General features: G+C 68.7%; 12 protein-coding genes. 9 read left to right on the forward strand and 3 right to left on the reverse strand.

Going from position 1 to position 13209, the window contains the following annotated elements:
- Positions 1-42 precede the first annotated feature (42 nt).
- The 3 genes from LC039_RS14380 (at position 43) to LC039_RS14390 (ending at position 3700) form a co-directional block, all read left to right on the forward strand.
- Positions 43-1794: a glycosyltransferase family 2 protein gene (locus LC039_RS14380; RefSeq protein ID WP_226625430.1), complete on the forward strand. Its 1752-nt coding sequence runs from the start codon at positions 43-45 to the stop codon at positions 1792-1794.
- Positions 1791-2735, forward strand: coding sequence for a glycosyltransferase family 2 protein (locus LC039_RS14385; RefSeq protein ID WP_226625433.1), 945 nt, complete (start codon positions 1791-1793; stop codon positions 2733-2735). Before LC039_RS14380 ends, LC039_RS14385 begins: the two co-directional genes overlap by 4 nt.
- A gap of 62 nt (positions 2736-2797) precedes the next feature.
- Positions 2798-3700, forward strand: coding sequence for an AEC family transporter (locus LC039_RS14390; RefSeq protein ID WP_226625436.1), 903 nt, complete (start codon positions 2798-2800; stop codon positions 3698-3700).
- A gap of 3 nt (positions 3701-3703) precedes the next feature.
- Here LC039_RS14390 and LC039_RS14395 read toward each other — a convergent pair whose 3' ends face one another.
- Positions 3704-4783, reverse strand: coding sequence for an ABC transporter ATP-binding protein (locus LC039_RS14395; protein ID WP_226625438.1), 1080 nt, complete (start codon positions 4781-4783; stop codon positions 3704-3706).
- Positions 4784-5241: 458 nt separating this feature from the next.
- Here LC039_RS14395 and LC039_RS14400 point away from each other — a divergent pair, with 458 nt between their 5' ends.
- The 6 genes from LC039_RS14400 to LC039_RS14425 are packed head-to-tail and all read left to right on the forward strand — an operon-like array spanning position 5242 to position 11381.
- A complete protein-coding gene (locus LC039_RS14400) occupies positions 5242-8097 on the forward strand; it encodes a monovalent cation/H+ antiporter subunit A (RefSeq protein ID WP_226625441.1) in 2856 nt (951 codons plus the stop codon).
- Positions 8098-8100: 3 nt separating this feature from the next.
- Complete coding sequence (locus LC039_RS14405) at positions 8101-8508, forward strand: Na+/H+ antiporter subunit C (RefSeq protein ID WP_226625443.1); 408 nt, start codon at positions 8101-8103, stop codon at positions 8506-8508.
- Complete coding sequence (locus LC039_RS14410) at positions 8505-10217, forward strand: monovalent cation/H+ antiporter subunit D (RefSeq protein WP_226625452.1); 1713 nt, start codon at positions 8505-8507, stop codon at positions 10215-10217. Before LC039_RS14405 ends, LC039_RS14410 begins: the two co-directional genes overlap by 4 nt.
- Entirely contained in the window at positions 10217-10720 is a 504-nt protein-coding gene (locus tag LC039_RS14415; RefSeq protein ID WP_226625453.1) for a Na+/H+ antiporter subunit E, read from the forward strand. The genes LC039_RS14410 and LC039_RS14415 overlap by 1 nt, the downstream gene beginning before the upstream one ends.
- Positions 10717-10989: a K+/H+ antiporter subunit F gene (locus tag LC039_RS14420; protein WP_226625455.1), complete on the forward strand. Its 273-nt coding sequence runs from the start codon at positions 10717-10719 to the stop codon at positions 10987-10989. The genes LC039_RS14415 and LC039_RS14420 overlap by 4 nt, the downstream gene beginning before the upstream one ends.
- Complete coding sequence (locus LC039_RS14425) at positions 10986-11381, forward strand: Na+/H+ antiporter subunit G (protein ID WP_226625459.1); 396 nt, start codon at positions 10986-10988, stop codon at positions 11379-11381. Before LC039_RS14420 ends, LC039_RS14425 begins: the two co-directional genes overlap by 4 nt.
- A 16-nt stretch (positions 11382-11397) precedes the next feature.
- Here the strand turns inward: LC039_RS14425 and LC039_RS14430 are convergent, their stop codons facing one another.
- Complete coding sequence (locus LC039_RS14430; protein WP_226625461.1) at positions 11398-11946, reverse strand: RSP_2648 family PIN domain-containing protein; 549 nt, start codon at positions 11944-11946, stop codon at positions 11398-11400.
- Positions 11943-13139: an RSP_2647 family RNA methyltransferase gene (locus LC039_RS14435; protein ID WP_226625463.1), complete on the reverse strand. Its 1197-nt coding sequence runs from the start codon at positions 13137-13139 to the stop codon at positions 11943-11945. Before LC039_RS14435 ends, LC039_RS14430 begins: the two co-directional genes overlap by 4 nt.
- Positions 13140-13209 lie beyond the last annotated feature (70 nt).

Genomic DNA, 13209 nt, shown 5'->3' on the forward strand with positions numbered 1-13209 from the left:
GGGAGATTGCCTGTGCCGCGCGATGACGCCAGTCTCCGCGCCATGAGCGGAGAGAAGACACCCCCCTATCCCGGCGGAATCGCAGCCATTCTCACCCAGATGGAGGGGCGCCGCGAGGCGCTAGACTTCGCCCCGGGCGAAGCGCTGCCGCCCTACGAGACGCCGCTCGCCGGGCTCTCCGCGCAGATAATCTCCGACCCCGATGCCGACCCCGCCGAGGCGCCGCCCTTCCGCTCGAACCATCACCGCAAGCGCCACGCGCTGCGGCGGGAACTGACCGGCCGGTCGGAGCTGGTGTTTCTCAACGCGCTGCTCATCGCCCACCTGCGCAAGCGCGCGTACCCCGCCCACGCCCCGGCGCTGTTCCAGCGGCTCTGGACCGAAGAGGGCGCGGCGCTTCTGGAGCAGCTCGACCCGCGATGGCTGGTCTCCTCGGTGACCACCTTCGGCGATCACGGGCTGAGCCTGGTGCAGCGCTCGGTGGGGCTGTCGCTGAGCACGCTTTTCGGAACGATGAAACTCTACGAGAGCGAGCGGCTCTACTCGGGGCTGCCGGCCGACCGCCCCTTCGCGCTGGACACCCGCGACCGCGGGTCGCTGCCGATGGAGATGGACGGCTACTCGCTGTCCGGCGGCGGGCTCGACGTGAACATGATCGGGCGGCTGTGGCTGGAAGCCGAGGGCGATCCGGTGATCCAGCCGCTCGCCCATCACCTGCTCGAGATGCTGATCGCCGACGACCGGACGGTGTTCCGCCGGATGATGACCATGCGCAAGCGACAAGCGCGGCGCGCCGGCGCGCGGCCCAAGGGTGATCTCTCCGGCAATATCGCGCCCGTCCCCGCCAGCCATCGAGGCCTGACGCCCGAGACGCTGCGCTGGGGGCTGACCTCGACCATCCGTGCACCGCTGCCCGAGATCGCCCGCTTCGCAGCCCATCACCTCGAGCTTGGCGCTGCGGCGCTGCAGATCCATCTCGACACACCCGATCCCGAGGCCGAGGCCTATCTCACCCGCCACCCCGCGGTCCGCGTCATCCAATGCGATGCCGCCTACTGGCAGGCCAGCGGCCGCGCCCGGCCCGAGGCGCATCAGGTCCGGCAGGCCTTCAACGCCACGCAGGCCCTGCGCGACGGTCTGGGGGTGCACTGGCTGGGACACCTCGACGTCGACGAGTTCCTGCTGCCGCAGCGCCCCATGGCCGCGCTGCTGGCCGAGGTGCCGCACGCCGCCGCCTTTGCCCGGATCGCCCCCGCCGAGGCGCTGGCGCCCGACGACGGCCTGCCGCACCGCTTCAAGACCACCCACAAGCACGCGGGGCAGCCCAAGGCGGTGCTGCAGGAAATCTACCCGACCTTCGGCGCGCATCTCTACGGCGGCTTCCTCAGCCACACCTCGGGCAAGGTCTTCGCCCGCACCGGCATCGAGGACACAAGGCTCGGCCTGCACAGGCTGAAATACCGCGGCGCGGACGCCAGCAACCGCCACCGGCTGGGCGAGGTCTGGCTGGGCCACCTGCATGCGCGCAGCTGGGAACAGTTCCGCGCCGATCTCGAATTTCGCCGGACGCGCGGCTCCTACCGGAAAGGCTCGGAGCGTCCCGAGATGGGACAGGCCGAGCTGATCGGTTTTCTCACGGAGGAAGAGGGCGACGCCGGGCTGCGCGCGCTCTTCGACGAGGTCTGCGCAGACACGCCCGAGCTGCGCAGGCGGCTCGCGGCGTATGGCATGCTGATCGAGCCGCCCTTCGATCCCGACGCCGCCGTCACCCGCGTCTTCGGGCGCGCGCCGTGATCCGCTGGGGCACCGTCACCACCACCAATGCGCCGCTGCCCCGCATTCTCGAGTTTGCCGCCTGGCACCTCGAGCAGGGCGCGCAGCGGCTCTACATCTACCTCGACGAGGCCGACCCCGCGGCGGAAGAGGTGCTCTCCGCCCACCCCAAGATCCGCGCCTTCACCACCGACGCCGCCTGGTGGGCTAAGCGCGGCAGGCGCCCCGAGAAGCACCAGGCCCGGCAGGCCCGCAACGCACGGCACGCCAACAACCGCAAGCCCGAGGTGGACTGGCTGGCGCATATCGACGTGGATGAGTTCCTGTTGCCCGCCCGCCCCTTGGCAGTTCAACTGTCCGAGCTGCCGCCAGACTGCCTCTGCGCCCGCGTGCGCCCGGTCGAGGCTCTGGCCAGCGCGCCGGATCAGGCCGAGACGCTGTTCAAGGCCTTCCCCCTAGACCAGAGCGCCCGCCAGCGCGCCGCCGAAGCCTGCTTTCCCACTTGGGGCCGGCACCTCTCGGGCGGCTTCCTGAGCCACGTGGCCGGCAAGCTCTTCTTCCGCCCCGGCACCGAGGGGCTCGACATCCGCATCCACAACGTGACCCTCGGCGAGCGGATGAACCCCGGCGAGCGGCCCCTACCCGAGACCGAGCTAGGCCATTTCCACGCGGCGGACTGGACGCATTTCCTGGCGGCCTACCGCTTCCGCCTGACCCGGGGCTCCTACCGCGCCGACCTGAAGCCTCAGGCGCGCGGCGCAGGCGCGGTCAACCTCAACACGCTCTTCGCGATGATCGAGGAGGACGGCGGCGAGACGGCGCTGCGCGCCTTCTACAAGGAGGTCTGCACCGCCACGCCCGACCTTGTGCAGAGGCTCTCGGACCACGGCCTTCTGCGCCGGCGCACCATGACCCTGCCTGCGCTGCGGGCACGACACTTTCCCGCAGCCCCCGAGACCTGATGGTCGGTTGACCCAGCGGTCGACCCCCCGTCAACTCGAGGCTCCGCAAACCGAGACCCTCCATGCTCACCGTCCTCAGCCATGACATCCTGCCGGTCTTCACGCTGCTGGCGCTCGGCTTCCTGCTTGGCCGGCGCGGCATCTTCGCGCGGCAGGACGCGGCCTCGGCCAACCGGGTGGCGCTGATGGTGATGCAACCGGGGCTGATCTTCCTGGTGATCGCGACGGTGCCCTTTGCCGCGCTCGAACTGCGCAGCCTGCTTGCCTACGGCGCCTGCGAAGCGCTGGCCTTCGGCGCCTCCTACGCGCTCGCCCGCCGCGCCTTCGGCTGCGAGAAACTCGAGGCGTGGCTGCTGGCCATGGCTGTGGTCTTCGTCAACTCGCTGCTCTACATCCGCCCGATCGCGCTGCTGCTCTACGGCGAGGACGGCGCGCTTCCGGTGACCGCGGTGGTCGCCTGGGACACGGCCATCGCCTTTGCCTTCTTCATCATCAGCTCGGATCTCATCGCCCGCCCCTCGGCCGGGCCCTTGCCGGCGCTGAAGCGGCTCTCGGTGAACCCCACGCTGATCGCCATCGGGCTGGGCGTGGTGGTCAACCTCTCCGGTCTGCCGCTGCCCGAGCCGATCCTCACCGCCTGCCGCTTCGCCGGGGCCGCAACCGCACCACTGGTGCTCTTCGCGCTTGGCGTGCTGCTCTCGGGGCAGAGCCTGAAACCCTCGCCGGTGGTCGCCACATACTCGGGGCTGAAACTGCTCGGCTTCCCGCTGCTGGTGACGTTGGCGGTCTGGCTGGCCGGGGCGAGCGATCTGTGGCAGGCGCAGTTCAGCTTGCTGGCGGCGGGACCGTCGGGGGCCATGGCCTTTGCGCTGGCGCTGCTGCACGGGATCCGCACCGACCGCATCGCGGCGGTCACCATCTGGACCAGCGCGCTGTCCCTGCTCTCGCTGGCGGCGCTGGCCTGAACGTCAGTCCTTCGCCGGGAAGACGAAGCAGCGGTCGCGGCGCACGGTCAGCCACAGCGGCGTGCCGGGCTTCGGCAGGAAGACGTTGGGCACCGTGGCGCGGATCATGCCGCCGTCGAAATCCATCCGGAACTCCACGAGGCTCTCCGAGCCCATGAAGCGCGCCCGCTCGACCACGCCGCGCGCCGGGGTGCCGGCCATCTGCGTCGGGTTCGGGCCGCGCCCGCCGCGGTCGAAATCGATGCCCACGTGCTGCGGGCGGAAGACGATGTCGACCTCGCCGCCGTCGGGCACCCCGGGCGCCAGGAAGGGGCCGAAGGGCGTATCCGCCAAGGCCCCCTGAACTTTGCCGCGCAGCGAATTGATATCGCTGAAGAATGCGACCGCCGCCTTGTCCGCCGGGGCGTTGTAGATATTGTAGGGCGCACCGCGCTGGACGATCTTGCCGCCGCGCATCAGCGCGATCTCGTCGGCCATGCGCATCGCTTCCTCGGGCTCGTGGGTGACCAGCAGGACCGAGGCGCCCTCTTCCTTCAGCACCGCCAGCGTCTCGTCGCGGATGCCGTCGCGCAGCCGGTTGTCGAGGCCGGAGAAGGGCTCGTCCATCAGCATGATGCGCGGTTTCGGCGCCAGCGCGCGGGCCAGCGCCACGCGCTGCTGCTCACCGCCCGACAGCTGGTGCGGGTATTCGTCGATGAAATGCGCCAGCCCGACACGATCGAGCAATTCCACCGCCCGTGCCCGCTTGGCGCTGCCCGCGCCCCTGAGGCCGAAGGCGACGTTCTCGCCCACCGACAGATGCGGAAAGAGCGCGAAATCCTGGAACATCAGGCCGATGGCCCGGCGCTCCGGCGGAATGCGGAAGACCGTGTCGCAGATCAGCGTGCCGTCGACGAAGATCGAACCGCTGTCCTGCATGTCGACCCCGGCGATCATCCGCAGCGTCGTCGACTTGCCGCAGCCCGAGGGGCCCAGCAGACAGGTCACGTGCCCCGGCTCGATGGTCAGCGAGACGTCGTCCACGACGGCGCGCCCCTCGAACCGCCGCACGAGGTTCCGGATCTCCAGTCGGGGGTGCGCCACTGCTGCCTGCCTCGCGTTGTTCCCGAAGAAAAGCGTCGGGGATTGAGCTTATCCGCCGGAGTAGCAGCCCCCAAAGCGGCAGACAAGAACAAGGGACCCACGCGCCAGGCCAACTCCTGCCCCCTGCGCGCTCCGCACAAGGAGCACGCAGCCTCCAAGGCAGAATTTCCCGCAAGAGACCACCGGAGTCGGGCGCGTCGGGACTGCGTCAAATACGCACACGGACCATGCAATCAGGGGTTGATCTTGAGCCCGCCTGCGCTACCAAAAAGGCCTCACGGCCATAGTAACTCAAAGTAACATTCGCAATACTTCATTAGAATTTTTCGACCTGACATTACCGTTAGAATTCGGCTAACTTTGCTAAAATTCACGTCAGCGTGGCCGTTTTCGGGTTGTGATACCGTGTGAAATCGGCTGCCTTCTCTCGACGCCGCCAACGACGATCAGGGAGTTCCATGTCACTATTCATCATTGCGCTCCTTCCCTTTCTCGGAGCCCTGCTGCCGGGCCTGATGATTCAGGCCGGTCGCCGGGCCTGCGGAATGACGACGCTGTTCGTCACCCTCGCCGCGCTGCTCGGATTGGTCACCCACCTGCCCGCGGTCTGGGCCGGCGAGACGATCACTGCCTCGGTCGAGTGGATGCCGACGCTCGGGCTGAACATGACGCTCTTCCTCGACGGGCTGGGCATGATGTTCGCCATGCTGATCCTCGGGATCGGCGCGCTGGTGATCATCTATGCCCGCTACTACCTGACGCGCGATGACAACATGGGCGAGTTCTACACCTACCTGCTGCTCTTCCAGGGCGCGATGGTGGGCATCGTCCTGTCGAACAACATCCTGCTCCTGCTGATCTTCTGGGAGCTGACCTCGCTGTCGTCCTTCCTGCTCATCGGCTTCTGGAAACACCTGCCCGAGGGCCGCCAAGGCGCACGCATGGCGCTCACGGTGACCGGCATGGGCGGTCTGGCCCTGATCGGGGGCATGCTGCTGCTGGGCGCGGCGGCGGGCACCTACGAGATCACCGAGATCATCGCGCGGCGCGATGTCATCCAGGCCTCGCCCTACTACCTTCCGGCGCTGCTGCTGATCCTGCTCGGCTGCTTCACCAAGTCGGCGCAGTTCCCCTTCCATTTCTGGCTGCCGCACGCCATGGCCGCGCCGACGCCAGTGTCGTCCTACCTGCACTCGGCGACCATGGTGAAGGCGGGCATCTTCCTGATGGCGCGGCTCTGGCCGGCGCTCTCCGGCACCGAGGAATGGTTCTGGATCGTCACCTCGGCGGGGCTGATCACCATGGTGCTGGGCGCCGTCATCGGCCTGTTCAAGCACGACCTCAAGGCGCTGCTGGCCTTCTCGACGGTCTCGCACCTCGGGCTCATCACCATGCTGCTCGGCACCGGCACCGCCTATGGCGCGATGGCGGCGGTGTTCCACATCCTCAACCACGCGGCCTTCAAATGCTCGCTCTTCATGAGCGCGGGCATCGTCGACCACGAGGCCCACACCCGCGACATCCGCCGCCTTGGCGGGCTGCGCCACCTGATGCCGATCACCGCGACCATCGCCATCGTCGGATCGCTGGCGATGGCCGGCATCCCGCTGTTCAACGGCTTCCTGTCGAAGGAGATGTTCCTCGAGGAAGCCTCGCACACGGTGCTCTTCGGCTCGCACTGGCTGGTGCCGGTGCTGGCGACGTTGGGGGCGATCTTCTCGGCCGCCTACAGCTTCCGCTTCATCGGCCATGCCTTCCTCGGGAAGACCCGCGACGACTATCCGCACACGCCGCATGACCCGAACTTCGGCATGTGGGGACCGCCGGCCTTCCTGGGGCTGATCGTGGTCACCGTGGGCTGCCTGCCCTTCCTCGCCGAACCGGTGGTCAAGCTGGTGACCGCCGCGGTGATCGGCGAGGTGGCCGAGGTTCCGGGCGCCCACCTCGCGCTCTGGCACGGGGTCACCCCGGCGCTGATCATGTCGATCATCGCCACCGTCGGCGGCCTGATCCTGCTGGCGCTCTTCACCCCGCTGCTGAAGGGCTGGGACGCCGCGCCGCGCCCCGAGGCCAAGCAGATCTTCGACGCGCTGATAGGTGCCTGCGCCCGCGGAGCAGAGCGCCTGACCTTCGGGCTGCACAACGGCAGCTTCTCGCGCTACGCCGCGATCTTCACCGTGACCGTGCTGGCGGTTTCCGCACACGCCTGGTTCACCGGCACCCTGGGGCCGGTGACGCGCGAGATGCTGCCGATCCAGCCGCTGCCGCTGGCGGGCTGGGTGCTCATCGTCAGCGCCACCGGGTTCATCGTCTTCTTCCACCGCAACCGGCTTGCGGCGCTGATCCTCATGGGGGTCATCGGCACCATGGTGTCGATCGCCTTCAACTACCTCTCGGCCCCGGACCTCGCGCTGACGCAGATCTCGGTCGAGGTGGTGACGATCATCCTGCTGCTGCTGGCGCTGAACTTCCTGCCCAACACCACGCCGATCGAATCGTCGGTCTCGCGCCGGGTGCGCGACGGGCTGCTGGCGGGCGTCGCCGGGCTCGGCGCGGCCGGGCTCACCTATGCCATCCTGCGCCGCGACTTCTCGATGGGCACGATCTCGGACTACATGCTCGAGAACTCCTACTACGGCGGTGGCGGCACCAACGTGGTGAACGTGATCCTCGTGGACTTCCGGGGCTATGACACCTTCGGCGAGATCATCGTGCTCGGCATCGCCGCGCTGGTGATCTACGCGGTGACCGAGGCGCTGCTGACCGGCCCGGTGCGGGCGCGGCTGCTCAACCGCGTGCCCGACCAGGACCAGGCCGGGGACGCGCACCCGCTGATGATGGTGGTGGTCACCCGGCTGCTGCTGCCGGTGGTGCTGATGGTCGGCGCCTACATCTTCCTGCGCGGCCACAACGAGCCGGGCGGCGGCTTCGTCGCGGGTCTCGTGGTGTCGATCGCCGTGGTCATGCAGTACATGGCCTCGGGCTTCGCCTGGGCCAACGAGCGCCAGCGCTACCCCTACCACGGGGTGATCGGCGCGGGCGTGCTGATCGCCGGGCTCACCGGCATCGGTGCCTGGCTCTTCGGCCGCCCCTTCCTGACCTCGACCTTTGGCTACGTGAAACTGCCCGGTCTTGAGGAGTTCGAGCTCGCCTCGGCCATGGCCTTCGACCTCGGCGTCTTCCTCGCGGTCGTGGGGGCCGTGCTGCTGTCGCTCGAGAGCTTCTCGCGCATGGCGCGCCGCTCCGGCGACGAGACCAGCGAGCATGCGATGGACATCGACCCCTCGCGCGACACCGAAAACGAGGGGGCCTGATCCATGGAGTTTCTCATCGCGACCACCATCGGCGTGCTGACCGCCGCGGGCATCTACATGGTGATGCGGCTGCGCACCTTCCCGGTGATCATCGGCACCTCGCTGCTGACCTACGCCGTGAACCTCTTCCTCTTCGCCTCGGGCCGGCTGGTGATCAACCAGCCGCCGATCCTGCGCGACGACGTGTCGAGCTACACCGACCCGCTGCCGCAGGCGCTGGTGCTGACCGCCATCGTGATCTCCTTCGGCATGACCGCCGTCGTGGTGATGATCGCGCTCGCCTCCTACCTCAACGCCGATGACGACCACGTCGACGAGGCAGGGCATCTGGCAAAGGAGCGCCGCGCCGGAGACGACCCCAAAGAAGACCCTGAGACGCAACAGGGCGAGAACAAGGAGTTCCGCGCATGATGCACTGGATCATCGCCCCCGTGCTGCTGCCCGCGATGATGGCCGCCATCATCGTGCTGGCCGCGCGCTTCCACGAGAGCCTTCAGCGCATCTTCTCGGTCGCCTCGCTGGTGGCCACGCTCGCCATCGCCATCGGCCTCTACGTGCAGGCCAGCGACGGCACGGTGACGCTCTACCAGCTCGGCGACTGGCAGGCGCCCTTCGGCATCGTGCTGGTGGCCGACCGGCTGGCGACCACGATGGTCCTGCTGACCGCCGTGCTCGCGCTGCCGGTGCTGGTCTATGCCATCGGCTCGGGCTGGGACCGGCGCGGGCAGCATTTCCACGCGCTCTTCCAGTTCCAGATCATGGGGATCATGGGCGCCTTCCTGACCGGCGACGCCTTCAACCTGTTCGTGTTCTTCGAGGTGCTGCTGATCGCCTCCTACGGGCTCATGGTCCACTCGGGCGGCGCGACGCGCACCCGGGCGGGCGTGCAGTACATGCTCTACAACCTGCTTGGCTCGACGCTCTTCCTGTTCGCGCTCGGCACGCTCTACGCGCAGGCGGGCACGCTGAACATGGCCGATCTCGCGCAGCGCGTGGCGCAGGCCGATCCGGGCAATTCGGCGGGCCTGCGCGTCGCCGCCGTGCTGCTGCTGCTGGTCTTCGCGATCAAGGCCGCGCTGCTGCCGCTGCACTTCTGGCTGCCCTCGAGCTATGCCGAGGCGCCCGCCCCGGTGGCCGCGCTCTTCGCCATCATGACCAAGGTCGGCGCCTATTGCATCATCCGCGTGCACACGATGATCTTCCCGCCGAGCTCGCCGCTGATGGCGGGCGCGCATGAGGAATGGCTGCTGCCGCTGGCGCTGATCACCCTGGCGATCGGCATGATCGGTGTGCTCGGCGCGCGCGAGATCGGGCGTCTGGTGGCCTTCTCGGTGGTCGGCTCGATGGGCATGCTGCTCGCTTCCGTGGCGCAGTTCACCCCCGCCGGCATCGCCTCCGCGCTCTATTACGCGCTACATTCGACGCTGACCACGGCGGCGCTGTTCCTGATCGTCGACGTGATCCGCGAACGGCGCGGCAGCGTGGCCGGCACCGTCCGGGAAACCCTGCCCATGGCGGGCGGCGCGCTGGTCGCCGGTCTGTTCTTCGTGGCCTGCATCGCCATGGCGGGCCTGCCGCCGCTGTCGGGCTTCGTCGGCAAGCTGCTGATCCTCGAAGCCTCGCAGGGCAGCGCGGCGATGAGCTGGGTCTGGGCCGTAGTGCTCGGCTCGTCGCTTGTCGCGGTCGTCGGCTTCTCGCGCGCGGGCTCGACGATCTTCTGGAAGCCGCACCAGCTCGCGGTCGAGCACTGCGGCACGGCAGAGGATCCCGAGGACGAACAGGGCGCCCGCGAAGTGCGTGACCCCACCGACGGCCATGCGCCGCTGCCGATGCTCGCCATCGGGACCCTGGTCGCCCTGCTGGTCGCCCTGACGATCTTCGCCGGTCCGGTGATGCGGCACCTCGACGCCACCGCCGCGCAGCTCTTTGCACCGGAGCCCTATATCTCCACCGTGCTCGAGACGCCCGGCAAGGAGATCGTGAAACACTCTGACGATCACTCCGAAGACGGGTCGGAAGACCATGGCGAGACCGGCTCGGGCGGTGGGGACGTGCCCGCCGACGAGGGGCATGACCCGGGTGCCGAGGCGGCAACTGACGACGCATTGGGAGGACACTGATGGCCACGCGTTTCGTGCAAAGGCTCTTTCCGCACCCGCTGCTCTCGGTGGCGCTGGTGATCATCTGGCAGCTGCTGGCGAACGAGCCTTCAATCAACAGCCTCGTCTTCGGGGCGATCCTCGGCGTGCTGCTGCCCTTCGCCACCGCCGCCTACTGGCCGAACCGCCCGCAGGTGACCCGGCCCTGGATGCTGATCCCCTACGGCCTCGTCGTTGCCTGGGACATCATCACCGCCAATATCACCGTCGCGCTGATCGTGTTGTTCAAACCCAACCGCAACATCCGCTCGGCCTGGGTCAACGTGCCGCTCGACATCCGCACCCCCGAGGCGATCACCGCGCTCGCCGGAACCATCACCCTGACGCCCGGCACCGTTTCGGTGGATCTCTCGGACGAGGGCCACGCGCTGCTGGTGCACGCGCTGCACACCGATGATCCCGAGGCAGTTGCCCGCAAGATCAAGCACCGCTACGAACGCCGCCTGAAGGAGATTTTCGAATGATCGTCACCTATGCGCTCATCTTCGCCTTCGCCGCCGTGAGCCTGTCGCTCCTGCTGACCATGATCCGGCTGGTGAAGGGCCCCCGGAGCGGCGACCGCATCCTTGCGCTCGACACGCTGTCGATCAACGCCGTGGCGCTGATCATCCTCGTCGGCATCGCCGGGGCGACGCAAATCTACTTCGAGGCGGCGATCATCATCGCCATGCTCGGCTTCGTGTCGACCGTGGCCGTGGCCCGCTTCGTGCTGAGGGGAGACATCATCGAATGAGCCACGGCATCCTCGACATCGCCATTGCCGCCGCGCTGGTCATCGGCGGGCTGTTCACTCTGGTGGGCTCGATCGGCCTGCTGAAGCTGGAGGCGCCCATGGCCCGGCTGCACGCGCCGACAAAAGCCTCGACCCTGGGCGTGGGCTCGATCCTGCTGGCCTCGGTGCTCTACGCCTATGCCTCCGGCGCCCCGTCCTACCACGAGTTGCTGATCATCGCCTTCCTGTTCATGACGGCGCCGGTCTCGGCCTATTTCATCGGCAAGGTGCACATCCACCTCGGCCAGAACCGCAAGCCGCTGCCGAAACCCGCGCGCGACCGCCTCTGGGCGACCGAGGCCAAGCGCGAGGAGGACACGCCGAGCGTGCCCGAGATGAAGGCCGACGCGTAAGCGCAAAAGGCGGCGGTCAGCCCGCCGCCTCGAGCGCCTTGCCGAGCCGCGGCAGCCGCGCCTTCTTGAGCAGCCCGCGCATGCTCCAGTCCTCGCCCGACAGCCGCCGCGCCTCTGCGAGGACCGCCTCGCAGGCGTCCTTCACGTGGCCCGGGTTGGCCTCGCAGAGACCGCGCAGGAAGCCGTCGGCATCGACGCGCGAGAGCCCTTCCTCGGCGAGGATGTTGCGCGGGAAATCCTTGGCGTTCTCCGTGACGATGAGATCGGCACTGCCGGAGATGGCCGCCGCCAGAACGTGCAGGTCTGCCGGATCGGGCAGCCAGAGCCGGTCTTCCATGGCGGGTTGGTACCGCACCTCGGAGCCCGGCCATGCGGCGCGCACCTGCGCGATCTCGCCGCGCGCCTGCACCTCGCCCATCGGGCCGAGCTTGCGCGCCGCCAGCGCCCATTCTTCCAGGATGCGCCCCGACCACAGCGGCTGGTAGAGCCCCTGCGCCGCGACGCCCAGCAGCACCTCGCGCATCACCGTCGGGTAGATGACGCAGGTGTCGAGCAGCACCTTCACAGGCGGAACACCAGCGCCTTCAGGTAGCCCGACTCCGCCAGCTGCGGCAGCAGCGGGTGATCCGGCCCGGCAAAGCCGGTGTGCAGCAGCTGCGCCCGGCGCCCGGCCCGGCCGATGCCGCGCAGGCAGGCGCCGGTGAAGCTCGACAGGTCCGCCGCGTGGGAGCAGGAGCAGAGCACAAGGTAGCCGCCCTCTTCGACCAGCGGGGCCGAGAGCCGCGCGACCTTCTCGTAGGCGCGCAGGCCAGCTTCCAGCGCCGGCTTGGCCGGAGCGAAGGCGGGCGGGTCACAGACCACGAGGCCGAAGCGCTCGCCCTCGGTCCCCAGCGCCTCGAGCGTGTCGAAGGCATCGCCCTGGCGGGTGGCGAAGCGGTCCGCCGCGCCCATCCGCTTGGCGCCCTCCTCGGCCAGCGCCAGCGCCGAGGCCGAACCGTCGACCGACAGCGCGCTTGCCGCGCCGCCCGCCAGCGCCGCCAGGGCAAAGCCGCCGACGTGCGAAAAGACGTCGAGCATCTTCTGCCCGCTCGCCAGCCGCGCCGCGAAGCCGTGGTTCGGGCGCTGGTCGTAGAACAGGCCGGTCTTCTGGCCGCCGGTGAGGTCGGCCATGTATGTCGCGCCGTTCATCTCGACCGGCAGCGGCGCCTCGGGCGCCTGGCCCAGCAGCACCGCATCCTGATCGTCGAGCCCCTCGAGCTGACGGCCGCGACCGCCGGCGTTCTTGAGGATGTTCGTCACCCCGGCAACCTCGGCCAGCGCCTCGGTCAGCTCCGGCAGCAGCAGCTCGGCCCAGGCGGCGTTGGGCTGGATCACCGCAGTGTCGCCGAAACGGTCGATGATCACCCCGGGCAGCCCGTCGGCCTCGGCATGCACCAGCCGGTAGTAGGGCGCCGGGAAGAGGCGCGTCCGCAGCTCCAGCGCGCGGGTCAGCTTGGCGACGAGCCAGGCCTTGTCGATCTGTGCCTCGGGATCGCGGTCGAGCATCCGGCAGATGATCTTCGAGCTCGGCGTCACGCCGACCAGCCCCAGCACCTTGCGGTCATTGTCCTCGAGCCGCGCGACGGTGCCGGCGGCGAGGTTGCGGGTCCGGCGGTCAACCACCAGCTCGTTGGCATAGACCCAAGGGTAGCCCCGGCGCAGCGCCTGCGGCTTGGCCTTGGGAAGGAGACGGACGGTAGGGAGATCGGGCTGTGTCATCTGGCCCCTTTAGCGCCGCGCGGGGACGTTGGGAAGCACCTTCGCAGCGACCAGGGCGCATATCGCGCCT

It is taken from the genome of Alloyangia pacifica, from assembly GCF_020524285.1.
In the GTDB taxonomy this organism is placed as follows: domain Bacteria; phylum Pseudomonadota; class Alphaproteobacteria; order Rhodobacterales; family Rhodobacteraceae; genus Salipiger; species Salipiger pacificus_B.

What these genes read in the sequence shown, in the direction of transcription:
- LC039_RS14400 (WP_226625441.1), top strand. Translation starts at nt 5,242, where the DNA reads ATGTCACTATTCATCATTGCGCTCCTTCCCTTTCTCGGAGCCCTGCTG.
- LC039_RS14425 (WP_226625459.1), top strand. Translation starts at nt 10,986, where the DNA reads ATGAGCCACGGCATCCTCGACATCGCCATTGCCGCCGCGCTGGTCATC.
- LC039_RS14435 (WP_226625463.1), bottom strand. Translation starts at nt 13,139, where the DNA reads ATGACACAGCCCGATCTCCCTACCGTCCGTCTCCTTCCCAAGGCCAAG.
- LC039_RS14380 (WP_226625430.1), top strand. Translation starts at nt 43, where the DNA reads ATGAGCGGAGAGAAGACACCCCCCTATCCCGGCGGAATCGCAGCCATT.
- LC039_RS14405 (WP_226625443.1), top strand. Translation starts at nt 8,101, where the DNA reads ATGGAGTTTCTCATCGCGACCACCATCGGCGTGCTGACCGCCGCGGGC.
- LC039_RS14415 (WP_226625453.1), top strand. Translation starts at nt 10,217, where the DNA reads ATGGCCACGCGTTTCGTGCAAAGGCTCTTTCCGCACCCGCTGCTCTCG.
- LC039_RS14410 (WP_226625452.1), top strand. Translation starts at nt 8,505, where the DNA reads ATGATGCACTGGATCATCGCCCCCGTGCTGCTGCCCGCGATGATGGCC.
- LC039_RS14390 (WP_226625436.1), top strand. Translation starts at nt 2,798, where the DNA reads ATGCTCACCGTCCTCAGCCATGACATCCTGCCGGTCTTCACGCTGCTG.
- LC039_RS14420 (WP_226625455.1), top strand. Translation starts at nt 10,717, where the DNA reads ATGATCGTCACCTATGCGCTCATCTTCGCCTTCGCCGCCGTGAGCCTG.